24 protein-coding genes are annotated in these 25,002 nt (G+C 47.2%); 9 read left to right on the top strand and 15 right to left on the bottom strand.

The window, feature by feature from the left end; translation table 11 throughout:
• The first annotated feature begins 49 nt into the window (after positions 1-49).
• The 9 genes from cimA (at position 50) to BG260_RS02960 (ending at position 9,785) form a co-directional block, all read left to right on the top strand.
• Positions 50-1,666, top strand: a complete 1,617-nt coding sequence (cimA, locus tag BG260_RS03000; protein ID WP_069130466.1) for a citramalate synthase — start codon at positions 50-52, stop codon at positions 1,664-1,666.
• Positions 1,667-1,719: 53 nt separating this feature from the next.
• Positions 1,720-2,913 carry a 2-isopropylmalate synthase gene (locus BG260_RS02995; RefSeq protein ID WP_069130465.1) on the top strand — a complete coding sequence of 398 codons (1,194 nt, stop codon included), beginning with the start codon at positions 1,720-1,722 and terminating at the stop codon, positions 2,911-2,913.
• Positions 2,914-2,997: 84 nt separating this feature from the next.
• Complete coding sequence (locus BG260_RS02990) at positions 2,998-4,311, top strand: 3-isopropylmalate dehydratase large subunit (RefSeq protein WP_069130464.1); 1,314 nt, start codon at positions 2,998-3,000, stop codon at positions 4,309-4,311.
• A gap of 209 nt (positions 4,312-4,520) precedes the next feature.
• Positions 4,521-5,087: a 3-isopropylmalate dehydratase gene (locus BG260_RS02985; protein WP_069130463.1), complete on the top strand. Its 567-nt coding sequence runs from the start codon at positions 4,521-4,523 to the stop codon at positions 5,085-5,087.
• An 86-nt stretch (positions 5,088-5,173) separates the two neighbouring features.
• The gene (gene leuB, locus BG260_RS02980; protein ID WP_069130462.1) at positions 5,174-6,265 is read left to right on the top strand and encodes a 3-isopropylmalate dehydrogenase; all 1,092 of its coding nucleotides are present in this window, start codon (positions 5,174-5,176) and stop codon (positions 6,263-6,265) included.
• A gap of 196 nt (positions 6,266-6,461) precedes the next feature.
• Complete coding sequence (locus tag BG260_RS02975; protein ID WP_069130461.1) at positions 6,462-6,797, top strand: arsenosugar biosynthesis-associated peroxidase-like protein; 336 nt, start codon at positions 6,462-6,464, stop codon at positions 6,795-6,797.
• 104 nt (positions 6,798-6,901) lie between these two features.
• Positions 6,902-7,948, top strand: coding sequence for an arsenosugar biosynthesis radical SAM (seleno)protein ArsS (gene arsS, locus BG260_RS02970; RefSeq protein ID WP_069130460.1), 1,047 nt, complete (start codon positions 6,902-6,904; stop codon positions 7,946-7,948).
• A 182-nt stretch (positions 7,949-8,130) separates the two neighbouring features.
• Positions 8,131-8,547, top strand: coding sequence for an OsmC family protein (locus BG260_RS02965; protein WP_069130459.1), 417 nt, complete (start codon positions 8,131-8,133; stop codon positions 8,545-8,547).
• A gap of 65 nt (positions 8,548-8,612) precedes the next feature.
• Complete coding sequence (locus BG260_RS02960; RefSeq protein ID WP_245683881.1) at positions 8,613-9,785, top strand: trans-sulfuration enzyme family protein; 1,173 nt, start codon at positions 8,613-8,615, stop codon at positions 9,783-9,785.
• Positions 9,786-9,864: 79 nt separating this feature from the next.
• On the opposite strand, the gene BG260_RS02955 is transcribed toward BG260_RS02960, so the two are convergent.
• The 15 genes from BG260_RS02955 to BG260_RS02885 all read right to left on the bottom strand — a co-directional run bounded on the left by BG260_RS02955 (position 9,865) and on the right by BG260_RS02885 (position 24,997).
• The gene (locus tag BG260_RS02955; RefSeq protein WP_069130457.1) at positions 9,865-11,739 is read right to left on the bottom strand and encodes a glycoside hydrolase family 13 protein; all 1,875 of its coding nucleotides are present in this window, start codon (positions 11,737-11,739) and stop codon (positions 9,865-9,867) included.
• 118 nt (positions 11,740-11,857) lie between these two features.
• Positions 11,858-12,856, bottom strand: a complete 999-nt coding sequence (gap, locus tag BG260_RS02950) for a type I glyceraldehyde-3-phosphate dehydrogenase (protein ID WP_069130490.1) — start codon at positions 12,854-12,856, stop codon at positions 11,858-11,860.
• 234 nt (positions 12,857-13,090) lie between these two features.
• Positions 13,091-13,777, bottom strand: a complete 687-nt coding sequence (locus BG260_RS02945; RefSeq protein WP_069130456.1) for an ankyrin repeat domain-containing protein — start codon at positions 13,775-13,777, stop codon at positions 13,091-13,093.
• 140 nt (positions 13,778-13,917) lie between these two features.
• Positions 13,918-14,844 carry a methionyl-tRNA formyltransferase gene (gene fmt / locus BG260_RS02940; RefSeq protein ID WP_069130455.1) on the bottom strand — a complete coding sequence of 309 codons (927 nt, stop codon included), beginning with the start codon at positions 14,842-14,844 and terminating at the stop codon, positions 13,918-13,920.
• An 11-nt stretch (positions 14,845-14,855) separates the two neighbouring features.
• Positions 14,856-15,416, bottom strand: coding sequence for a peptide deformylase (gene def / locus BG260_RS02935; protein ID WP_069130454.1), 561 nt, complete (start codon positions 15,414-15,416; stop codon positions 14,856-14,858).
• Positions 15,417-15,420: 4 nt separating this feature from the next.
• A complete protein-coding gene (gene ruvX / locus BG260_RS02930) occupies positions 15,421-15,852 on the bottom strand; it encodes a Holliday junction resolvase RuvX (RefSeq protein ID WP_069130453.1) in 432 nt (143 codons plus the stop codon).
• A 3-nt stretch (positions 15,853-15,855) separates the two neighbouring features.
• Positions 15,856-16,188: an HU family DNA-binding protein gene (locus tag BG260_RS02925; protein ID WP_069130452.1), complete on the bottom strand. Its 333-nt coding sequence runs from the start codon at positions 16,186-16,188 to the stop codon at positions 15,856-15,858.
• A 158-nt stretch (positions 16,189-16,346) separates the two neighbouring features.
• On the bottom strand, positions 16,347-18,587 hold the full coding sequence (locus BG260_RS02920) for a RelA/SpoT family protein (RefSeq protein WP_069130451.1): 2,241 nt from the start codon (positions 18,585-18,587) through the stop codon (positions 16,347-16,349).
• 112 nt (positions 18,588-18,699) lie between these two features.
• Positions 18,700-19,278: an outer membrane beta-barrel protein gene (locus BG260_RS02915; RefSeq protein WP_083750065.1), complete on the bottom strand. Its 579-nt coding sequence runs from the start codon at positions 19,276-19,278 to the stop codon at positions 18,700-18,702.
• Between the two features lie 103 nt (positions 19,279-19,381).
• The gene (locus BG260_RS02910; RefSeq protein ID WP_083750064.1) at positions 19,382-19,894 is read right to left on the bottom strand and encodes a cupin domain-containing protein; all 513 of its coding nucleotides are present in this window, start codon (positions 19,892-19,894) and stop codon (positions 19,382-19,384) included.
• A gap of 11 nt (positions 19,895-19,905) precedes the next feature.
• Positions 19,906-21,105: a GAF domain-containing sensor histidine kinase gene (locus BG260_RS02905; RefSeq protein ID WP_069130449.1), complete on the bottom strand. Its 1,200-nt coding sequence runs from the start codon at positions 21,103-21,105 to the stop codon at positions 19,906-19,908.
• A 12-nt stretch (positions 21,106-21,117) separates the two neighbouring features.
• Positions 21,118-21,477: a response regulator gene (locus BG260_RS02900; RefSeq protein WP_069130448.1), complete on the bottom strand. Its 360-nt coding sequence runs from the start codon at positions 21,475-21,477 to the stop codon at positions 21,118-21,120.
• A 19-nt stretch (positions 21,478-21,496) separates the two neighbouring features.
• Positions 21,497-23,671 (bottom strand): PAS domain-containing sensor histidine kinase, encoded by a 2,175-nt coding sequence (locus tag BG260_RS02895; RefSeq protein ID WP_069130447.1) that lies wholly within the window; start codon positions 23,669-23,671, stop codon positions 21,497-21,499.
• Between the two features lie 160 nt (positions 23,672-23,831).
• Entirely contained in the window at positions 23,832-24,236 is a 405-nt protein-coding gene (locus BG260_RS02890; protein WP_069130446.1) for a response regulator, read from the bottom strand.
• A gap of 92 nt (positions 24,237-24,328) precedes the next feature.
• Positions 24,329-24,997: a response regulator transcription factor gene (locus BG260_RS02885; protein ID WP_069130445.1), complete on the bottom strand. Its 669-nt coding sequence runs from the start codon at positions 24,995-24,997 to the stop codon at positions 24,329-24,331.
• Positions 24,998-25,002 lie beyond the last annotated feature (5 nt).

Here is a 25,002-nt window from a genome sequence, read left to right as displayed (position 1 = left end):
GGGGGCGCGTCAAACCCATTTATCAATCACACAACAGCAAACCAACCACATGCCACAAACCATCCAGATATTCGACACCACCCTTCGCGACGGCACCCAGGGGGAGAAAGTATCCTTCTCGGCCGACGACAAGTTTCGGATTGCCAGGCGTCTTGATGATTTTGGGATCCACTACATCGAAGGGGGATGGCCGGGATCGAACCCGAAAGACATGGCTTTTTTCGAAAAGGCTAAAGGGTACCGTTTCAAGCACGCCAAAGTGGTGGCTTTCGGGAGCACCTGCCGTGCAGGCAACCGGCCTGCCGACGATCCGAACCTGAAGGCGCTGATTGAGGCGGAAACCCCAGCCGTGTCCATTTTTGGCAAAAGCTGGCTGCTCCACGTTGAGGAGGCACTCAACATCTCCCCGGATGCAAACCTGGAGCTGATATCCGGTTCCGCAGCACACTTGAAGGAGCACGGCAAGGAGGTGATCTACGATGCGGAGCACTTTTTTGACGGATACAAGAGTGATCCGGAGTATGCGATTAAAACACTGCTTGCAGCAGAATCAGCCGGAGCCGACACCCTGGTTCTCTGCGACACCAACGGCGGAACGCTGACTCATGAAATCTCAAGGATTGTGTCGGAAGTGCGGCAACGGGTGGATGCCCCCCTGGGCATTCATACCCACAACGACTGTGAGCTGGCCGTGGCCAACGCACTGGCTGCGGTCGATGCCGGCGCCGTTCATGTCCAGGGAACGGTAAACGGCTATGGCGAGCGGTGCGGCAACGCCAATCTCTGCTCGGTCATCCCAAACCTCCAGCTCAAGATGGGGATTCACTGCGTACCTGCCGAACAGATCGGACAGCTCTCAACCCTGTCCCGGTTTGTCAGCGAACTGGGCAACCTCTCGCCCGAACACCGTCAACCTTATGTCGGGAAGAGTGCTTTTGCACACAAGGGCGGGGTTCATGTCAGTGCCGTAATGAAGAATGCCGTGACCTACGAGCATATCCGTCCTGAAGAGGTTGGCAACCGCCGAAGGGTGCTGGTCTCCGATCTCTCCGGCAAGAGCAATGTCTCCTACAAATCGGGCGAGCTCGGATTTGAATTTGACAAAACATCCGAGAAGAGCTCTCAGATCGTAAACAGGCTGAAAGAGCTTGAAAATGAAGGATATCAATATGAGGCTGCAGAGGCTTCCTTTGAACTGCTGGTCAACCAGATCAGCGGGCAGGCGCCCCGGTATTTCGACCTGGAAGGGTTTCGCGTCATCATGGAGCGGAATGCACAGGGTGAATCCCGATCTGAAGCCACCATCAAGGTGCGCGTCAACGACCGTGTGGAGCTGAGTGCAGCCGAGGGGAACGGGCCCGTTCACGCCCTCGATGCCGCCCTGCGCCGCGCACTCTGTGAGTTCTATCCCGAAATCTCTGCGATGAAACTGCAGGATTATAAAGTACGGGTGCTGAACGAGCGCAACGGAACGGGGGCCCGGGTGAGGGTGCTGATCGACTCCGCCCATGAAGGAAAGAGCTGGGGCACCGTCGGCGTCTCCGAAAACATCATCGACGCCAGCTGGCAGGCGCTCTCCGAGGGGATCACCTACTACCTGATGAACCAGAACAGCAAACCGAAGGAGATTAAATCCTTTAACGAAAATGAAATTTTAACAAGCTAAAAACCTCCCCTCCTTGAGAGGGAGCTTAACGCAAACCAAACAATCATAATCCAATGAACAATCACATCACCATCTTCGATACGACTCTCCGGGATGGAGAGCAGAGTCCCGGCTACAGCATGAACCGCAGTGAAAAGCTGCGCCTTGCCCTACAGCTGGAACTACTGGGTGCCGATGTGATTGAGGCCGGGTTTCCGATCGCATCCGAAGGAGATTACCAAACCGTACGCGAAATCGGCAAAACCGTAAAAGAGAGCCGTGTTGCAGCGCTCTGCCGGACCCGCAAGGAGGATCTGGAGCGGGCCGTTTCAGCCCTCGAGTTTGCCGCAAAGCCAAGGGTTCACACCTTCATCGCAACCAGCGACATCCACATGAAACACAAACTGCAGATGACACGCGAAGAGGTGCTTGAATCGGCCGTCAAAGCGGTTGAGTATGCGAAGTCGCACTGCGACGATGTGGAGTTCTCTGCCGAAGATGCTTCCAGGAGCGATCCGACATTCCTGACCGACATCTTTACGGCGGTGATCGAGGCCGGAGCCACCACCATTAACGTACCCGATACCGTAGGCTACGCCCTTCCCTGGGAGTACGGCGAACTGATCCGGACCCTCCATGAGAAGATCCCCAATATCGACAAAGCGGTGATCAGCGTACACTGCCACAACGACCTCGGTCTGGCCGTTGCCAACTCGCTTATGGCCGTTCGGAACGGAGCCCGGCAGGTTGAGTGCACCATCAACGGCATCGGCGAACGGGCGGGCAACGCATCACTCGAAGAGGTGGTTATGGCGATGAAAACCCGTCTAGGCGATATGAATTTTGACACCTCCGTGAACACCTCTCAGATCTGTCCCTCGAGCCGGATGCTCACGGAGATCACCGGAAAAGGAGTGCAGCCCAACAAGGCGATTGTCGGCGAAAATGCATTTGCCCACGAAGCGGGAATCCACCAGCACGGTGTGCTGAAAAACCCGCTCACCTATGAAATTATGACCCCCGAATCGGTCGGATTGAACTGCAACCGGCTTGTGATCGGCAAACACTCCGGCCGCCATGCCCTCTGCAAAAAACTGGAGGAGCTTGGCTACAATCTCAATAAAGAGGACCTGAACCGGGTCTACAGCGAGGTTACCAAACTGGCTGATGAACAGAAAACCGTAGAGGATCACGATTTAATCTCAATTATGTCGATGATGATTGATCTTTCCGCGCAGGTTCATGGGAGGGTTGCACCTTCTGGCTGATAGGGAAAGAAATTCCCCTCTCAAGGGGAGACTTTTGACACCAAACATTTTTTAAAATAAAACCTAAAAAACAACACCATAATCATGGGAATGACACTTACCGAAAAAATACTTGCCAAACACAGCGGACGCGACCGGGTAAAACCGGGCGATAACGTGTGGGTCAACGTGGATGTACTGATGACGCACGATGTTTGCGGTCCGCCGGCAATCTCTATCTTTCACCGCGAATTTGGCGATGATGCCAAAGTGTGGGACAAAGATAAACTGGTCATCATCCCCGACCACTACATCTTCACCAAAGATAAATATGCCAACCGAAATGTAGATGTGCTGCGTGCGTTTGCCGCCGAACAGGATCTGCCCCACTTTTATGATGTGGGAACCGACCGCTACAAAGGCGTTTGTCACGTCGCTCTTCCCGAAGAGGGGTTTACCCGTCCGGGTGAAGTTCTGTTTGGCACCGATTCGCATACATGTACCGCCGGTGCATTCGGACAGTTTGCCACCGGAATCGGCAATACTGATGCCGCGTTTATCATGGGAACGGGCAAGCTCTGGGTGAAGGTGCCCGAGACAATGCGTTTCGTTTTCGAGGGCGGTTCACTGCCCCCCTACCTGATGGCCAAAGATATCATCCTGAAAATTATCGGCGATATCGGCGTAGACGGCGCGACCTATCGCACCATGGAGTTTGCAGGCCCCGGAATCCAGGCTCTGACCATGGAAGACCGGATGACCCTGACCAATATGGCGATTGAAGCCGGTGGTAAAAATGGTGTTGTAGAGCCCGATGGCGTGACCGAAGAGTACGTCCGGGCACGAACCGACAAACCATTTGAAAAATTCTATAGTGATCCCGATGCAGAGTACCACAGTGAGCACTTTTACAACCTGGAAGAGTTGGTTCCCATGGTGGCCAAGCCACACAGCCCCGACAATAAAGCCACTGCCGAAGAGCTGGAAGGCGTAAAGCTTGACCGGGCTTATATCGGGTCGTGTACGGGTGGGAAGCTTTCCGATTTTGTTGCGGCCGCAGAGATTATACGCGGACACAAGCTGAAAATTGACACCTACATTGTGCCGGCAACCACAGAAATTGCACGCGGACTCGAAACCGAAACGCTGCTGGGCACTCCGCTGATCGACATCTTTCGCGAGGCGGGATGCAAGATCGGCAATGCATCGTGTGCGGCCTGCCTGGGAGGCCCGTCAGACACCTTTGGCCGGCTGAACAAAGAGGAGGTCTGCATCTCCTCCACCAACCGGAACTACCCGGGACGGATGGGCTCGAAAGCCGCACAGGTCTACCTGGCCTCCCCCTATACCGTTGCCGCCTCGGCCGTAACCGGAGTCATTACCGATCCAAGGATCTTTATCCAGGAGACGGTGATTTGACTAGATTCAAGGCACAGGATGTAGCATGTAGTAACGATTTTGCAATGGACAAGATCCTCCCCTCCTTTTTAAGGAGGGGCCGGGGGTGGTTCTTTTGAAGCTTTGATTTGAAATTTAATTCTGAGCCTTTAACTAACCACCCCTAAATCCCCTCCTTGAATGGGAGGGGACTTTCACTGACCATAAATAATGTAAACTACTTTTATACCATGAAAACAAAACCAATAACAGGCAAAGCCTTTGTGCTTGGAAAGAATATAGACACCGATCAGATCATACCGGCCGCCCACCTGGTCTACAGCCTGAGTGATCCGGAAGAGCGAAAGCTTTACGGCAAATACGCCCTGTCAGGGGTGCCTGCAGAGGAGTCGGGATTACCTCAGGGAAACATTCCCCTCACCCGTGAAGATGAGACCGAAAGCGAGTTCAGTATCATTGTGGCGAGCGACAATTTTGGGTGCGGCTCTTCGCGTGAACACGCTCCGGCGTGTCTCGAGATTGCAGGCATCAAGGCGATTGTCTCGCCCTCGTATGCACGGATTTTTTATCGAAATTCGGTCGACGGCGGGTTTTTAACCCCCTACGAAAGTGAGGAGGACCTCAGCAAGAAGATCCGAACCGGCGACGAACTGGAGATCGATTCGGAAGTGCCGGCTCTGATCAACCATACCCGGGGCGAAACCTACAAACTGAATCCGCTGGGCAGTGTGGCCGACATCGTACACGCCGGCGGCATCTTTGCCTACGCCCGCGAAAACGGAATGGTGCCCAGGTAGATTGAAATGGCCAAAATTTCCCCTCCTTATCTACGAGGAGGCTTAGATGCTGCCAAATAGAAAATTTATCCAATTAAACCAACATCATGACCAAACAAACCATCATCACCCTGCCCGGCGACGGAATCGGGCCGGAAGTCACAACTGCAGCCGTAACCGTTCTGAAAGCTGCATGCAGCTCATTCGGAACAGAGATTGAAACCATCGAAAGGCCGTTTGGGGGTGCCGGGTACGACCGTGACGGTGAACCGGTAACGCAAGAGACTCTGGAGCTCTGCAAACAACACAAATTCGTGCTTCTGGGCGCTGTCGGCGGTCCGAAATGGGATGACCTCAGCGCTGAAAAGCGCCCGGAAGCTGCTCTTTTAAAACTTCGGAAAGAGCTGGGGGTTTACGCCAACCTGCGCCCCATCCGGGTGCATCCGTCACTTGCCGGCGCTTCCACCCTGAAAAAGGAGGTGATAACAGAAACCGATATCCTCATCATGCGAGAACTTACCGGCGGAATCTACTTCGGCAGGCCCCGCACCAACGGTGCCGGGAATGGTGACCCCTACTCCCTCGACACGATGAGTTATAGCCGAAGTGAGGTGCAGCGCATTTCACGCAAAGCGTTTGAAGCGGCCCGGCTTCGTGATAAGCGAGTCTGCTCGGTTGATAAAGCCAATGTACTCGAGAGCTCGCGATTGTGGAGAAAGTCTGTTGAAGAGGTCGCCGCAGAGTATCCGGATGTAGAGCTAACCCACATGCTGGTCGACAACTGCGCCATGCAGCTCATTCGTAACCCCAAACAGTTCGATGTGATGGTAACCGGCAACTTGTTTGGTGACATCCTCAGTGATGAAGCCGCCATGCTCACCGGCTCCATTGGCATGCTGCCCTCGGCCAGCCTGGGTGACGGCAACGGCCTCTACGAGCCGGTACACGGCTCTGCCCCCGATATTGCCGGGAAAGGAGAGGCTAATCCACTGGCTGCTGTTGCTTCTGCCGCTCTTTTGTGCAGGTACTCTCTAGATATGGAAGAAGCCGCAAATAACATTGAAACGGCTATCCATGCTGTTTTGGATGCAGGTTACCGTACTCCGGATATCTACAGTGAAGAGCCCGGAACCACGCTAGCCGGCACAAAAGAAATGGAGCAAAAACTTCTGGAGTATCTCACCGTACCCGCAACCTGATGTCACTCATTTCAAAAATTGAAAAAACCGGTGTTACCCGAATGTAGCATCGGTTTTTTTATTTATCGGGTATCAGGAATTTATTGAAACCCTTTATCTTGATTATTTTCAAAAGAATTGAATTGTAAGGACAAAATAATTGTGCTTACTTCTATTCGTCACCTCTATTGAAAGATTACAATCTGAATGAATTATTATGGATAAAACCTACTACAACCCCGAAGACCTAAAAAAATTTGAGAACGTCACCGATTTCCAGGAGAAGCTGGGGAAGAAATTTTTTGACTACTATGGATCGGTTTTTGAAGAAGGTGCACTCACAGCCCGTGAAAAATCCCTGATTGCCCTGGCCGTAGCCCATGCCGTTCAGTGCCCATACTGCATTGATGCCTATACTGAAGACACACTCGAGAAAGGCTGTTCTGAAGAGCAGATGATGGAAGCCGTTCATGTGGCAACTGCCATTCGCGGAGGAGCCTCACTCGTTCACAGTGTTCAGATGATAAATAAAGTGGATAAACTGAGTATGTAGAGTTCAGATATGAGTTACAACGAATTACTTAATCAACCAATAATTCTCCCCTAATAAGGGGAGAGTTTTTCACATTTGCTTTTTTACTTATTTCCCAAAGAACTATGAAGTCCCTAATTGCACAGAGTCATTCGCTATCTGATCCGGCCGTTCAGCTGGATGTGATCAATAACCATAATGAGAAGGTCAAATCTCTCGACAAGTTTGAAAATAAACTTGAGGAGATCGGACTCCTTCCGCTCAAGCCGACCGGAATTGAGATCTTCCAGATCAACGTGGGGTACATGTGCAATATGACCTGCAAACACTGCCATGTGGATGCCGGGCCGGATCGAAAGGAGATCATGACGAAAGAGACGCTTCAATATTGCCTGGATGCACTGAAGGGAACTGATATCGAAACGGTAGATCTCACCGGCGGCGCACCCGAAATGAATCCACACTTCCGCTGGTTTGTGGATGAAGTGTCAAAACTGGGAAAACATATTATCGTTCGCTCAAACCTAACCATTCTGGATACCCGCAAGTTTGAAAATCTTCCGCAATTTATGGCCGATCACGGCGTGGAGATCACATGCTCCCTTCCATTTTACAGCAAGCGACGAACCGATATACAGCGAGGCGAAGGGACTTACGACAAATCGATGAAGGTGCTAAAAATGCTGAATAAAATCGGTTACGGTAAAGAAGATTCCGGATTGCAACTTAACCTCGTGTACAATCCCGTGGGTGCATTTTTGCCGGGCGACCAAGAGAGTCTCAAAAAACAGTACAAAGAGCGTCTTTGGAAAGACCAAGACATTGTTTTCAATGATCTGTTCACGATTACCAACCTCCCGATCAGCCGCTATCTCAATTTTCTGATGCAGAGCGGAAACCTGGAGGAGTACATGGAGAAGCTGATCAATGCGTTTAACCCATCAGCCGCGAAGGGCGTCATGTGCCGAAATACGATTTCGATTGGTTGGGATGGCTCATTGTACGACTGTGACTTCAACCAGATGCTGCAAATGAAAACCAATCACGGCGCACCGGATCATATCAAAGACTGGAACCTTGAAAAGCTGAACAACCGGGAGATCGTGACTGATCAGCACTGCTTTGGCTGCACGGCCGGAGCGGGAAGCAGTTGTGGCGGGGCAGTGACGTAGATCTTACTTTTGGTTCGAATTTTTCTGTAGCGTCCTTATATCTTTTAATTGTCAGACATTGTATTAGAGCAGACCTTACCAAATTCCCCGCTAAAATCCCACACGATCTCTCTGCCATCCCTCCCGAATATTCGTTATTTTCAGATCATTAAATTTTTAAATCAAACCTATTCCAAAACAGTATGAAAATTACGATTCAGCGACTGAATGATGACGTCCACATGGAAGCCACAAACGAAGACGGAGTCTCTATTCAAATGGATGGCTCGGATGACATTGGTGGCATTAACGGTGGTTTCAGGCCGATGCAGATGCTCTTAGCAGCCGCAGGAGGATGTTCAACAATTGACATCATCGGTATCCTGAAAAAGAAGCGGCAGAACCCGGACGACGTTCAGATCGAGGTAACCGGCGAGCGCATCAAAAAAGAAACCTACACCGAGTTTTCAGAAATTCACCTGCACTATATTTTTAAAGGTGACCTGGATCCCAAGCAGATTGAAAAAGCAATTGACCTCTCGCTCGGTAAATACTGCTCCGTGACCAAAACCCTGGAGAAGACAGCAAAAGTGACCAGCAGTTTTGAGATTGTGGAATAGCCCTGAGATTTGAGGCCTGTCTTCTAATACTTTACTACTTAATATCCGATAGCCAATACCAAACAATGATGCCCAAAAACAGACATTTCGAAACGGATGCCATCCGTACTCAAACGCCATCATCGGACCAGTGCGAGCACTCCTATCCTCTCTACATGACATCCAGTTTCACGTTTGAATCGGCCGAGCATGCACGAGCCATATTTGCCAGCGAGATGGAAGGAAATATCTACAGCCGGTATTCCAATCCGAATACGGACGAGTTCATCACCAAAGTGTGTCGGCTGGAGGGTACAGAAGCGGGTGTGGCAACAGCATCAGGGATGGCAGGGATTTTTACAACACTCGCGGGGCTGCTTAATCAAGGTGACCATATCTTGGCTTCCCGATCTCTGTTCGGGTCATCACACCAGATACTCAGCCAGATATTACCGCGCTGGGGAATCAGTTTCACCTACGCCGATACGAACAAGCTGGAAAGCTGGGAATCTCTGATCCGGCCCAACACAAAAGTGCTGTTCCTTGAAACTCCCTCCAATCCGGGTCTCGACCTGATCGATCTGAACTGGGCGGGTACACTCGCCAAAGCACACAACCTGATCTACGTGGTTGATAACTGCTTTGCCACACCCTACCTGCAGCGGCCAATGGAGCATGGCGCCGATATCGTCACACATTCTGCCACTAAGTTCATTGACGGGCAAGGACGTGCCATCGGCGGTATTATTGTCGGTTCAGAAGAGCCTATGGAGAAAATTCAGTTTTTTGCGCGCCATACTGGTCCTTCGATGTCACCGTTTAACGCTTGGCTTTTCAGTAAAAGCCTGGAAACTCTCTCTGTTCGTATGGATCGGCATTGCGATAATGCAGAGAAACTGGCTAAATTTCTGGGTGATCACAAAAATGTAAATTTTGTGAAGTATCCGCACCACAAAGATCACCCTCAATTTGAGCTTGCAAAAAAGCAGATGAAGCGTGGCGGCGGAGTGGTTTGTTTTGAAATTGCCGGGGGATTTGAGAAAGCTAAGTCATTCATTGATCGGATTAAACTTCTCTCTCGTTCAGCCAACCTCGGAGATACAAGAACCATTGTTACTCACCCTGCATCTACCACACACTCTAAACTAACGGAAGAAGAACGCGAGGCTGTTGGTATCACTCCGGGACTCATACGAATTGCTGTTGGCCTGGAACACGTCGATGATATCATCCGGGATGTGCAGCAGGCTTTGGGGTAGAAATTCGAAATGAAAATTCCCCTCCTGCGCAAGGAGGGGAGAATTATCTCTATGTTTCTTATGTCGAACTTACGTCGCCTTACTCAAGCTCAAGGATCATTGCATCCAAACCGGCTACTTCAAGTACCTCCCCGATCTGAACATTTTGATCACTTACTACATCATAGGCGGAATTGGTTCCATTCAGAAGTTCTGAGAAACGGCTCATATCCAGTTCCTGAGTTTCTTCGTTCGCGTTCAGAACAACCATCACCTTTTCATCATGATTGTGGCGGAAATAGACGTACACATTATTTTCCGGGATGAAGTGAGTCAGGTTACCGTTGTGGATTACATCTTTGTCCTGGCGCCAGGTTGCCACGCGCGTTAAGAAGTCATGAGCTTCCACAACCGGGAATCCTGTCTCCTCGGCCAGTTCTTTTCGACCTTCGGGAGTAAATGCATCAATGGGGTCCTCTTCCCATCCGCCGGGGAAATCTTTCCGTTTCAGGCCATCCGGACCACCACCGGTCATCAGGATTTCATCACCGTAGTAGAGTTGCGGAATTCCGCGTGTGGTGAGTACAAAACTGAGCGCAATTTTGAACTTTCCGTAATCTTCGCCCACCACAGTGAAGATACGGTCCAGATCGTGGTTTCCGGGAAAAATCACATTCATATTTGGATCAGGGAAAAGAAAATCCTGGCTCAGAATATCGTAAAGTCTGTAGATTCCGCGATCCCACGCGATGTCTTCATTCAGACCAGATGCAATCGCATCATAGAGGGGGAAATCGGTCACACTTGGCAGATAGCTCTCATAGCCGTCTGAGCTTGGAAAACCTGTCTGCCAGTAGGCCGTTGACGGGGAGTTGGACATCCACGCTTCTCCCACCATATTAAAATCGGGAAACTCCTCGAGCACGCGTCGGCTCCACTCAGCCATATACTCTTTGTACGGGTATGGATGCGTATCCATTCGAATTCCGTCAATACCGGAGTATTCAATCCACCAGAGTGTATTTTGGATCAGGTAGTTTGCAACCAGCTCATTCCGCTGATCCATGTCGGGCATATCCACAACAAACCACCCTTTCACCATGGCGTCGTAATCGTAATCGGATGCATATGGATCCATTACGGTAGACGCTCTATAATTGGTAGTTCCCACCTCTTCAAGGTCGTGCACCCAGTCTGATGTGGGCTGATCTTTGATAAACCAGTGCTCCGTTCCAACGTGGTTGTGAATCATATCCATGATCACTTTTAGTCCCATGTCATGGGCTTTGTCGATTAGCTCGAGATATTTTTCATTGGTTCCGAATCGCCGATCAACGCGATACAGATCCGTAGCTGCATAACCGTGATACGCCCCATACTCTGGCGGCATATCATTCTCCAGGATCGGGGTGAACCAAACCGCGGTCATTCCCAGATCTTTGATATAGTTCAGGTTGTCAATAATTCCCTGAATGTCCCCGCCGTGGCGTGCATTTGGATTGGACCGATCCACACCTTCCAGCATTCCGGAAATATTATCATTCTCAGGGTTGCCATTGGCAAAACGGTCGGGCATCAGAAGGTAGATCAAGTCTGTTGAATCAAATCCTTGATTTCGGTTTGAGTCTGAACTCCGCTCCCTCAATTCATAAGGAACAGTTGCAGAGTGTTCACCACGCTCAAATGTCAGTTCAACAGTACCGGCTTTGGCCTCTTCATGAATCCGAAGAGTTACAAACTGGTAGTTTGGATTTTCAACCAGTGTTACTCGTTCAATGGTAACACCCGGGTAGTCGACGGAAGGAGTGGCCGACTGAATTCCCTCACCGTAAACAAGTAGCTGCACGTCCGGCTCCTGAAAGCCAATCCACCAGTTGTCGGGTTCAACGCGATCTATCGCAACCGGTTGTGCAACAAGTGTCGTAATAGAGAAAAATAGAATCAGAATTGATGATATAGCCGATATTTTTTTCATAGCTAAATGGTTTAAATAAAATTTTTAAAAATATCCTCCCGTCGGAGATTTAAAAAAAAGCCCGCACTTTTTACATACGGGCTTTCATCTGTTTCATTGCCTGTCAGGCTGCTTCAGCTTATACAATTTTTGTAATCAGCTCAGCAGTTCTTGCGGAATATCCGGCCTCGTTATCGTACCAGCCAACGATTTTCACCAGCTTGCCGTCTACTTTCGTAGACAAGCTGTCGTAAATGCAGGAGTGTGGATTCCCAATAATATCGGTAGATACCAGAGGTTCATCACTAAATTCAAGTACTCCGTTCAATTCGCCTTCGGCAGCTTTCTTAAACGCTTCCTGCACCTGCTCTTCGGTAACATCTTTACTCACAACCGCGGTAAAGTCGGTCAGTGATCCGTCTGGCACCGGAACCCGAACAGCCATTCCGTCCAGTTTACCGTCTAGGTGTGGCAGAACAAGCCCAACAGCTGCAGCAGCTCCGGTTGTAGTCGGTACAATGTTGGCAGCGGCAGCACGTGCTCTGCGAAGATCTTTGTGCGGGCCGTCAACAATTTGCTGATCGCCTGTGTATGCGTGAATGGTTGTCATAAATCCCTTCTCAACACCAAATGCTTCGTCAAGAACTTTTACCATTGGTGCAAGGCAGTTTGTGGTACAGCTCGCGTTGGAGTATACCGTTCGGCTCTTATCCAGTTCATTGTCATTCACACCAATAACGATAGTCTGTAAATCTCCTTTACCCGGTGCAGAAATAATCACTTTTTTAGCACCCGCTTCAATATGTTTGGAAGCTCCTTTATCATCGCGGAAAATACCTGTTGACTCAACAATTACTTCAGCGCCTCTTTCTCCCCATTTCAGATTCGCAGGGTCGCGTTCGGCCGTTACACCAATTTTACTTCCATTAATCACCAGGTTATTGCCATCTGCATGTACATCGCCGTCAAATTTCCCGTGCACTGAATCATACTTAAACAGATGTGCAAGAGTTTTGGTATCGGTCAAATCGTTAATACCAACTACTTCAACATCGTCACTCTGATACTTCAGGATAGATCGCATTACAAGCCGGCCAATGCGTCCAAATCCGTTAATTCCAACTTTTACTTTAGCCATAAAAATTTGCTCCTTTTCAATTTTAATTAAATGCGCAGTTTTCACTGTTTCTAACAATAAAATAACGGTTTGGATTCACTCAATCCATTAATTCATCAAAGTTACACACTTAAATTCCAATCATTTGGAGTGGTAGCGCTTTTTCCATTTTATATGGTTCAGTGGCCGCATAAAAAAAGCTCCGGTTTATGGCCGGAGCTAATGGTTAAATACCCTTAAGTTGATACCATTGACTTACTCATCCAGGTCAACGTCATCCGGGATGTCCTCATCGTCGCCGGAGATCAGATCGTCCACATCCTCAACATCTGTATCGTCATCCTCGTCCTCCTCAATCGCCGGGGCAACTTTCTTAACATGAGCTTTTGCACCTGCGCGCCGAAGCTGCATGGCAATATCCGCGTTGTCATTATCCAAAGCTATGTTGAGAGCTGTATCCCCATTTTTGTCTTTCAATCGAACATTTGCACCGCTGTCTATCAGAAGTTTTACCACGTCCGCATTCCCTTCTCTCGCAGCGAGCATCAGTGCGGTTTGCCCCCATCGTTGCTGAGCATTTACATTCGCTCCCTTCTCAATCAGCAGTTTCACCGCCTTCAGGTTCCCTTCACGTGATGCAACAATCAGTGCCAGATCTCCAATCGGAGTTCCGTTTTCAAGCAGGTATTTCATCATGTCGATGCGGCCGTTTTCTGCCGCCCGGTTCAGTGCCGTTCCTCCCATTTTGGTCTGAACAGCCGGGTCCGCACCATTCTCTATCAGATATTTAACAACATCCATGTGGCCACCTTCGGCTGCATAGATCAAAGCCGTACTCCCATTTTTATGGGTTTCATTAAGATCAGCTCCTTTTTCGTGAAGGGACTGCACCTGTTCCAATTTTCCATTTTTTGCGGCTTCTAAAAGTGGCGAAAGCTCCATAATGACGTATAGATTGAATTAAAAATGTGATTTTCTGAAAATATTATGTCCCGATAATTTCTGAAGGGTATATCTCAAATTAATCGAATTAAAGCAACAGTTTTTACTGTTCCGGCCAGATTTTATTCCCACCTCAACGTTCAGGTTAAAACTACCGTGGTATCGTAACCGTTTTTAAACTCAATCCCGCTCAGTCGTTTCGTACCCGGCAGTTGAAGTTCCGTGAGTTCCAGCAATCCGTCGCTGCACTGAACAAACAGTTTGTCATCCTCCTCAACAAATTGGCCCGGATTGGCGTTTAATGTCTCGGCGCCGGGCTTGGATCGATAGAGGTTTAACTTTTTATCCCCGTATTCGCACCATGCAACCGGAAAAGGATTCAGCCCCCTGATCAAATTGTGTACTTTTTGAACCGGCTGATTGAAGTCTACTTTTGTATTCTCATTATAAAGTTTGGGTGCCGGAGTTGCTTCGGAGTCGTTCTGCTCCTGAAGCTCAAGTTCACCGGCGGCAATCTCATCAATGGATTCAGTCAGAAGTGTTGCTCCCTCTGTTTTCAACCTTTCATACAGATCACCTGTAGTCTCCATCGGCCCAATATCCGTTTTTGCCTGTTTGATGATCTTACCCGTATCTACCTTTTCATTCAGGAAAAATACCGTGCATCCGGTCTCCTTCTCTCCGTTGATAATCGCCCAGTGTATCGGTGCAGCTCCGCGATATTTGGGAAGAAGTGAAGCGTGCAGGTTAATTGAACCGATGGCCGGTATCTCGAGTACCTCCGGCGGGAGAATCCTGAAAGCAACTACCACAAGAAGGTCCGGCTTGAGCTCTTTAAGCTGTGCAGAAAACTCCGGGCTTTTGGGGGTTTCCACATCAATCGTTGGATAACCCAGCTCCATGGCCCGTTTTTTAACCACCGTTGGACGAGGCTTGCCGCCACGCCCCCTGCGCTTATCGGGGTTGCTGGCAACCGCCACAATTTCATGACCGGATTGGTGAATCGCCTCAAGAGATGGGATCGCAAAATCCGGCGAGCCCATAAAAACAATCCTCAACGTTTTCATAACGAATCAACTCAACCTTTTGGAACCACGGGATATTCAACTTTCAGCGTTCCTTTGTCAATCTTTTTCAGTAAAGATTTATGGAGCCGTCTCCTGAACGCACTAAGGTAGTCCAGAAACAGAACTCCCTGAAGGTGGTCATACTCGTGCTGAATTACTCTCGAAACCCAGCCATCCGCTTCCAGCGTTTTCTTCTCAAAATTCCGATCCAGATAGTCGATCTTCACTTTTTCAGGGCGTACCACATCATCCCGAACATCCGGTATACTCAAGCACCCCTCCTCCATTTTCACTTTGTCACCGGCTGTTTCTACAATTTCGGGATTGATCAGAACCAGCGGACCTAAACTTTTTTCACCTTCCATTTCTTCTGTGACCGCATCGGCATCCATCACAAAAAGCTGAATCAGCTTACCGATTTGTGGAGCAGCAAGTCCCACCCCGCTCGAGTTGTACATCGTATCGAACATATCATCGATCAGCTTCTGCAACTCTGGGGAATTCTCATCAATGGGTTGGGTTTTCTGTTTTAAAACCGGGTCGTTATAGGTTACAATAGGTAGTACGGACATATATCTAAATTTCTGGGTGCGCTTCTAAAAACTGTTGTAAAATAAGGGCTGCCGCAGCCTGATCCAACCTGCCTTTCTCCTCTCTTCGTTTTTTGGATACTCCGGAGTTGCGCATCGCTTCCATTGCCCGCTTTGATGAAAAGCGCTCGTCCATTTTATGAACGGAGAGCTGTTTATATTTCTTTTGAAGGTGCCGAAAATAATCCTCGGCAAGCGGGGTAGCATTGGTGGGGTCCCCGTCCGGGGTGAGCGGCCAGCCAACAACAATTGCCTTGTAGGGGCCTTCCTCTCTGATTTGTCGTTCAACTTCGATAAAAGATTCCTCGGGCGAAAACGTACCAACAGGGTTTGCGGCCGTTCTTAAAAGATCGGTTCGCGCAAGGCCAACTCGCTTCCCGCCAACGTCAACCCCGAGGATTCTGCCAAATTCAGCCAAAAGTTACTTTTTGTTGCTTTTCTTCTTCACTTCCTCAAGCGGCTGCTTCAAAAACTTCTTCAAACGTTTACTTGGTTTGAAATGAGTTTTTCGGTGAGCAGGCACATAGATAACTTCATTGGTCTTGGGATTACGAGCCTTTGGTTTGGCTTTTGTCTCTTTCACTTCGAATACACCAAAATCCCGCAGTTCAATTCTGCAAGTTGGGTCTGCAGCAAGCATTTTACTTCGAAGAGCATCAATAACAGCATCTACCCATGGCTCGGACTGATTGAGCGGTACGTCCATTTGGTCTGCTACTGTTCGCACGATATCACGTTTTGTATAAGTCACCATCTTCTTGTTTTTGATTTTATGGTTTTCACTCCAAACACATCTAAATTAATGCATTCTATCTACAAGCAATTATTAATAAAAGATTTGAAAATAAAAATAGGTGAATCAAACAAATTTATATAAGTAAAAACGCCTATACGGCAGCCCGGCTAAGCACTTTACTCGTAACGCAATACGTTTTTAACACCCTCTATACGCTCCAGCCGGTTGATAATCTCTTCAAGGTGTTTCAGGTCGCTTATATAGAGCGTGAGAATTCCCTCAAACATTCCACCCTCGCTGCTTACATTTATACTCTTCATATTTGTCTTCAGCGACTTGGAAAGAACCTCCGTAATATCATTTACCAGACCCACACGATCTTCTCCAATCACTTTCACAGCACCCAGGAATTGAGACTCGATGTTTTTCGCCCAGCTCACATCAATAATACGCTCGCCGTCGGTACGGATCAGATGGTGGGCATTTTTACAGTTCGACCGGTGCACCTTCACATCCCCATCCCTGCTTATAAAACCGATGACTTCATCACCCGGAATCGGGTTACAGCAGTTGGCGTAGGAGTATTTAACCCCACTCAACTCGCCCTCAACAAGCAGTGCTTTCGTGTCTCCGACAGCCCTGGCCGTAGAAATATATTTTTCCTGAATATCATCACCGGAGACTTTATCGTCCTGCTCCTCAGTGTCAAACCGGCCTTTGCTCTTCAGCTCTTTAACTACCTTGTAAAGTTTGTTGACATCGAAAGCGCCGGCCCCAATCTCATAAAACATCTCCTGGGTGTTCTCAAACTTAAACCGGTGCGCAACCTTCATCAGCTCCTGATCGGAGACCTCAAACTTTCCTTTCGAAGATTTTTTCTCCCAAAGCTCCCGACCCTCATCGGCAACTTTCAGCTCTTTCTGCTTGATAAACTGCCGCAGACGGGCTTTTGCCTTGTGTGTTACAACATCCTCTATCCAGTCTGCATTGAGATTTATTTTATTACCGGTGATAATTTCAACCTGGTCACCGCTGTGCAGTTTTTGCCGGAGCGGAACCATCTTCCCATTTACTTTAGCCGCCACAGCACGCTCGCCGATCTCACTATGAATTTCAAACGCAAAGTCGATACAGGAAGCACCCTTCGGCAATGTTTTCAGCTCGCCCTGAGGGGTAAATACATAAATCTCATCCTGGTAGAGGTTCAATTGAAAATCTTTCACAAACTCCGTTGCTGCATCCGGGCGCGGGCTGTCGAGTACATCTCGCACCCAGTGAACAAATTTATCCAGCGTATCGCTGCCCCCACTTTTCCCCTCTTTATATTTCCAGTGTGCTGCCACACCGTGCTCTGCTATATCATCCATTTTTCGGGTACGGATCTGAACCTCAACTTTCCGGCCCTGTTTGGTAATTACCGTTGTATGGAGTGATTGATATCCGTTTGCTTTAGGTACGGAGATAAAATCGCGAAACCGTTTCGGAATAGGCGTGTATTTGTCGGTAATAATCGAGTAGACCCTCCAGCAATCCTCTTTTTTGTGAGGGTCTTCCAGAATAATTCGAATGGCAAAAAGGTCATAAATCTCCTCAAACGGCTTCTGTTGACGCTGCATTTTTCTGTAAATGGAGTAGATATGTTTAGGCCGCCCTTTAATCTCAAACTTAAAACTCAGTTCCTTCAGCTCCTCTTGGATTGGCTGCATAAACTGATTAATAAATTCCTCCCTCGCCTTCTTCTTCTCGCGAAGCTTCCGAACAATAAACTTATAGGAGTTCGGGTCGATTACTTTAAAGCAAAGGTCTTCAAACTCATTCTTGATCTTGAACAGTCCAAACCGGTGAGCCAGGGGAGCGTAGAGCTCCATCGTTTCTGTGGCTTTTTTTAGCTGTTTCTGCCGGGGAAGGGCCGATATCGTTCGCATATTGTGCAGCCGGTCTGCAAATTTAATCAGCACCACACGAATATCCTCCGCCATTGAGAGGATCAGCTTCATAAAAGTCTCGGCCTGTTTCGTATCCCGGCTTTCAAACACACCGGATATTTTGGTCACACCGTCAATTAAATGCCGAACCACCGGGCCAAAAACTTCTTCAGCCTGATCGAGTGTTACGGAGGTATCTTCAACCGTATCGTGCAAAAGAGCGGCAATCACTGATTCATCATCAATGTTAAAATCTCCGGCCATAATTTTGGCAACCTCAACCGGATGGAGATAGTAGGGCTCACCGGATGCCCGCTGCACACCCTCATGTGAAAGACAACAGAGCTTAAACGCTTTTGTGATATGATCTTCATCCACCTCATCCAGTGAGGCACGGCACAGCTCAAGCAGCTCAGTCAGCACAGCTTGCTGCTGCTTCTCAAGTTCGAACATATCAATCTGCTCGCGGATATCTGTATCCACTTTTGCCATAAACGGTTACACTACTTCAGTTATGTTAACGATAAACATTGGAGATTATAAAACAGTTCATCATTCAAAATACACAAATTATTAAAACAGATTATTTCGTTTTACAATCACGTCAAAAGCGAAAAACAACTCCCAAAGACAGCCTCTCACTCTCTTTAAAGTCAATGTTTCCGGTTTGAAACAGGTGCATAAAGCGATATTCAAAGAAGGGTTTTACATAGGGAATCATCTCCAGCTCCGCTCCAAAGAGAACGTTCCAGAAGATATTTTCTTCTTTGATACGGCTGTATTGCGTAATTCCCTGCCTTGGATTTATTTCGGAGCTATCTACGCCCAACCCTACTCCGGCGTATGGGCCTATCATCCCTATATTGACACCCGCCAACACTGCCACCCCTACATCAAAGGCTGAACTGCTTTGCGTGACGGTTGACCTGAGGCCGTTTACTTCGGATTGAATTGCACTCTCTTCATAGAAGTAACTTCCGTGAAGTCGAAACCGAAAATCTGCAATCGGCGGCAGTTTAAAAAATGTGTACTCAAGCCGAACTCCATACCCGTTTGTTAGCTCTTCACTTCGAATATCCAATCCACCGCCAATCCCAACCTGAGCATAGCCATCATCCGGAGAAGAGAAGCTCATAAACAGCAACAAAAGAGCCGTGTAAAGTATTATTGCAGGAATCCTCATAATAAATCGTCTGTAAAAAGGGAGTAATCTCTTTGTAAGGAAAGGAAAATGGACTCTCTAAACAATCATCTTTAAACGATGTATCGATTAGCTAAAGTAGCGCTTATCTGCCGAAATCGTCTTCCAGGCGTACAATATCCTGTTCATCGGATGGATTATCAGCATCCGTGTGCTGCCAGATTTCAGCAATGATTGCCCAGTCATCTAACCCAACCAGTCGGTGACGCTCACCCTGCTTTAAGCGAATTGTATCACCGGTTTTGAGAATCCGCATTGGTGTTTGCTCGTCTGTTTCGCTGACAACAACGCCTGCCTCACCGTCAATTACACGCCAAATTTCAGAACGGCGATGGTGATACTGCCAGCTCAGTCTCTTTTGAGGTGCAACCATCAGCAATTTCGGACTCAGCTTATCAAACTGAGCAAAATCTTTCAGATTCAGCCCCGGGAAAAACTCCTCTATAAACGCTTCAGCCTGATCTTCATGAATAACATAGAAACCGCCCCAGGGACGCTCGCGATCGGAATCGGTGATGATCAGGTTCTGCTTGTCAAGCAGCGCCTTGGCTTTGGAGAAAACACTCTTTTTGTTGATGGAATTGTCTGAGTTACTCAATGCACCAATTTTTATTCATCTTCATTTATTGGGATCGATATTGTAAACCGTGTACCCTCTCCTTTGGAGCTGGTCACATCAATCGATCCGTTGTGAAGATCCACAAAATATTTAACGATCGCCAAACCCAATCCGGTACTTTTTTCACCGGAGGTTCCTACTTCATGAGAGGATTCGCCATTCGAAAAGAGCTGAGTCACAGTCACGTCATCCATGCCCACGCCACTATCCTCAACCCTTAACAGAAGCCTGTTACCGTCGATGGAGATCTTGCTGCTAACCTCACCGCCCGGTTTTGTAAATTTGATGGCGTTGGATAGAAGGTTGCCATAAACCTGCTCAAACTTCTCTTTATCGATGTACACATTCCGATCAGATTCGACCTCCATCTTCAAATCAACCCCTTTCGACCTCGAAACCGGCACATAGAGCCGCTTCATTGAATCGGTCATCTGAACCGGATTAACTTCTGACCTGTTTAGAGTAAATCCTTCCGATTCAATCAGGGAGAAACTCAAAATCTCATCAATCATCTGATTCAGCTGAATGGCACTTTGCTCCATTAAGCTGAGCATCTCTTGTTCTTCATCCCCTTCAATAATTTCGCTGAGAAGACTTCCAACGCCAATAATCCCGTTCAGAGGAGATCGCATATCGTGGCTGAGCATCTTCATCAGTTTCAGTTTATGGTCATTGAGCCTTTTTAACTCCTCATTTTGCTTTCTAAGCTCAAGGCGTGCCACCACTTCATTTGCCAAAATCTGAAGCTGACCTCTCTGTTTATCCGACATTTTTCTCTCTTTGTAATCCAGAACACAGAGTGCTCCCACTGCGTATCCATCGGGACTCAGTAACGGAGCCCCTAAATAGTATCTCAGGTGAGGTTCATGCTGAACATAGTCGAAGTTTTTAAACCGTGGGTCTTTGGCAAGATTTGGAATTTCAAGTGTTTGCTCTTTTAGAATAGTATATTGGCACACCGTAATATCCCTTGGAACTTCCCTGGAGCTTTCGTCTATTCCAAAAATCGATTTCGACCACTGCCTATCCTTATCAATAAGATTAACGCGGGCAATAGGTGCCTCACAGATCTCAGCAGCCAATTTTGTTAAATCGTCAAACTCCTTCTCCGGCGATGTATCGAGCACATCGTATGAGTATAGTTTTTGCAGTCGTTTTTTTTCAATTGCTGGGGTCGGAGTCTCTGCCACGGTATATCGGGTTTATTGAGCGTTATCTTTTTCGAGTACTTTTTTCAATTCGGTATAGGTAATCGGTTTTACTAGGTAGCTTAAATAGTCGGTTTCCCCGGCCTGTTTTCGATGATATTCATCTGAATTTCCTGTTATGTAAATTACATCCACTTTCTTTCTTTCCTGCACTTTCTTCACCACATCAATTCCGGAAATCCCGGTGCCCAGAAATATATCCACGAGCATTAAATCGGGCTCAAAATCCACAATCGTTTCAAGTGCCTTCTCGCCGGTGTGTGCTTTCCTGATCTCTGAATAGCCCATTTTCTTGAGCATAATTTCCAGGCTGAGGGCTAAAATCATATCGTCTTCGATAATTAAAACGCGCATATATCGTATTGAGTTTCGTCTAATTTAATAATGAACTTTGGGTTGATGTTAATGAGCTGCTAGACCCTTTTACGTCCTTCTGCTCAAACTCCAAAGTGAGTCGGTTCTGCTGATTATTTTCGATTTTCATCTCTCCTTTGATCTGCGACAGGAAAATGCTGATAAGCAGACTAGGAAAAGATTCTGACTGACCATTCCGATCAAACAGTTTTGTATTGAGGGCGTCACCTTCAAAAATGAGTCTGATCATCTCATCTTTACGGTCTAGTTTTAACAGTAGGTTGTTCCCCTTTAACTTTTCTGAAAAGAGGATATTCATCATTTCGTTTACTGCCAGCCCAAATGGAACCGCCTGGTTCAAATTCATCTGCAGACCAATCGTATCTAACGAAACCTCAAGTTCATCAGACTCGGTAATCCCTTTTTGTGGCAGGGCCTCCATCACAGTCCTCAGATATTCATCAAACCGAATACTGACCATATTTTCACTGCTGTAGAGATTTTCGTGAATCTTGGCAATGGAGAAAATACGGCTGCGGATGTCGTTAAGTTTCATTTCAACATTAGGGTCCGGCTCTTCCATAATCTGCAGGTCGATCAGTCCGGCCATAATTGCCAGATTATTTTTCACCCTGTGGTGCACTTCCTGCAGCAACACCTCTTTTTCACCCAGCGATTTCTGGAGATCCTTCTCAAGCTGTTTCTGATCGGTCAAATTCACATAAATCACATAGGCAGCAACAACTTTGTGATCGTGAATAATTGGAATGGCGTTCATCAGAATTGAGAGTTCATCACCCGATTTTGTAATTCGGGTCACCTCTTCTGTATAGGTTTGTCCTGAAAAAACATGGTCACTAATTCCCTCTGCGCTGTCTAACTGCCCATCTCTCACAAGCAGTTCGTGTACATTTTCACCGACAGCCTCTAATTTGGTAAAACCATACAGCTCGGTAAAGCTGTTGTTAATTTTGATGGTCTTATCATCGGGCGAGAACATGGCCATGGCAAGGGGAGAGCTCTCAAAAAGCTGAGACAGCATTTCATAATTCCTGTCTTTCTCTTTTTCAATCATCATCATGTCGGTAACATCCGTCCCTGCTCCAACAAGGTAATCCTCCCCTCCAATTTCAAATTTGTTAGCTGTTAGGTGATAGACTTTTTCACCGCCACTTTTTGAAATTACTTTTGCAACAATGTGAGTCGACCCTGTTTCAAATGCTTCTGAAAATGAATTCCGAACCTTTTCATGCTCCTCTTCCGGAAAGTAGATCAGTGCATCGCTACCCTCAATTTCCTCTTTTGAATAACCAAGTTCTTCCGTAAACACATCATTATAGCGAACCAGGTTCATTTCCCGGTTGATCACATAAAATGTACCCGGTATGCTGTTTATAATTGCTTCAGTAAACACCTTCTCCTGCTTCAATTTCAGCAGGGTATCTTTTTGGTCTGAGATATCACGAAACGTATTGAGGGACCGGAGTTCTCCTTCTTCATTTTTATAGACAACTGAGGAGAGTTCAACATGAATCTCTTTTCCGGTTTTGTGTAAAAACACCATCTCTCCCTCAAATACGGACTTTTCACCTCTAAACTTGATGGCCTTTTTGTTTTTCGGGTGTTCGGGATTCAAGAGTAACGTTCTCCCTCCTTTAATAATCTCTTCCCGCGAATACCCCACAATACGACACGCTGCCGGATTTACATCAAATATTCTACCATCCGGCGAAGAAATTAAAATACCAGCCAATGAATGCCGGAACTGCTGTGAATACCTCTCTTCAGATTCTCTAAGAGCCCTCACCACAGCCATGTTTTTAGTAACATCCTCAAAAAATATCAACGCTTTGGAGTCATCACTTTCAAGTCGGGATATTGTGACTTTACACCACTCTTTTACTCTTTGGGCATCAATTTCCGGGCAAGGCATTGTAAGTTCAAAGTTTTCTCTCTCACCTTCAAACAGTTCACGAAGCCCGATAATGATTTTTAAGGCGTAGTCGTCCCCTTTTTCAACTGCTTTTTGACAGATTGTAAAGTAGTTACCGCCTGTAACCGGCGTTTCGGAATAACCATGCGTATAGAGTCCGGCCTCCCACTTCCGGTTTGTTACAAGAATTTCTCCATTTTGATCGACAACCGCAGCCGCACCCGGAAGTGCGTTAAATATGGCATCTGTAAATTTTTCCATGTCTTGAAAACTATTGATCTCTACCCTCAAGCTAATCTATTCTGTCGAAAAGAAGTGTAAACTATTATAAAACCTATCTTTTGGGTAGACGTAGAACACTTATTTTTTAATCTGCACAAATAACGTAGAGTTAGCTCTAAATTAGCTTACGGTAAATAACTTAGACCGTCAAATCGGGAAAATATTTTTGGCCGTCCAGAACTTTTGTAACGGCCGCGAAAAATTCCTTGCGTGTTGGATCACTTGATATATAGCCATCTGCACCTCTTTCAAATAACGGCTTTACCAACTCCTCTGATTGATAGATGTGCAGCGCTATGATCTTTGATGATGAATACGTCTGTTTTAGCTCTTCAACTGCATCATATGCCGATCGGTCAAAATCCATCAAATCAATGATGAAAAGTGCCGGTTCATTTGTTTTATCGGAACTCAGAATCTCCTCATAAGAGACAACATCAACAGGTTGATCTGCGTCAAACTCCGCTACCAGAAGATCTCGAAAGTACTTCGATCTTGGCGTCTCCTCAGCGACGATGATGATATTTATATTTGCCAACTTCATTTAACATCAATCTATTGAGAGTATGGCAAAGGCGGTATCGGTACATAAGCTTAAAATGAACAGTGAACCATCCGTAAAAACGCCTAAATAAATTATGATTTACCGTCCTTTCCTGAAGAGATTAAATTGTGCTGAAATGCATACTTCACAAGTCCGGCCGTATTTCTGGCTCCTGTTTTTTGAAGCAGGTTTCGCCGGTGGGCATCCACAGTACGAGAGCTGATGTAAAGTTTCTCCGCAATCTCCTGGTTGGTATGCTCCTGAACAATCAACTCCAGAATCTCTTTCTCCCTGTCAGTTATGTGGATTGGATCTGGGGCGGTGGATTTTCCTTTTCCTTTTACCAGATCCATCATAATACTTTCGGTAGCCTCGTCGCTAAAGTAGTGCTTACCCTCCATAATAGAGTCAATGGCATCGCGTAACTCTTTCCGTCCTGCACTTTTCATAATGTAACCTGAAGCTCCCGCCTGAATCATCTGCCGAATGTGCAGATCGTCATTACTCATGGTCAAAGCCAGAACTTTAACATCCGGAAAATCCTCTTTTACTTTTCGCGTTGCCGTAATTCCATCCATTTCGGGCATGTTGATATCCATCACCACAATATCCACCACGTGCTTTTTTAATTTCTCCAGCACCTCTTTCCCATTCTGAGCCTCATCCACCACATCAACGCCCGCCTGGGGCTCAAGCATCAGTTTGATTCCATCACGGACAATTTTATGATCGTCAGCCAGCAGTATTTTTATATTCGCCATATCGA

Source organism: Rhodohalobacter halophilus (genome assembly GCF_001715195.1).
Lineage (GTDB): Bacteria > Bacteroidota > Rhodothermia > Balneolales > Balneolaceae > Rhodohalobacter > Rhodohalobacter halophilus.
The sequence above is the reverse complement of the archived record's forward strand: the minus strand, read 5'-3'. Positions and strand labels throughout refer to the sequence as shown.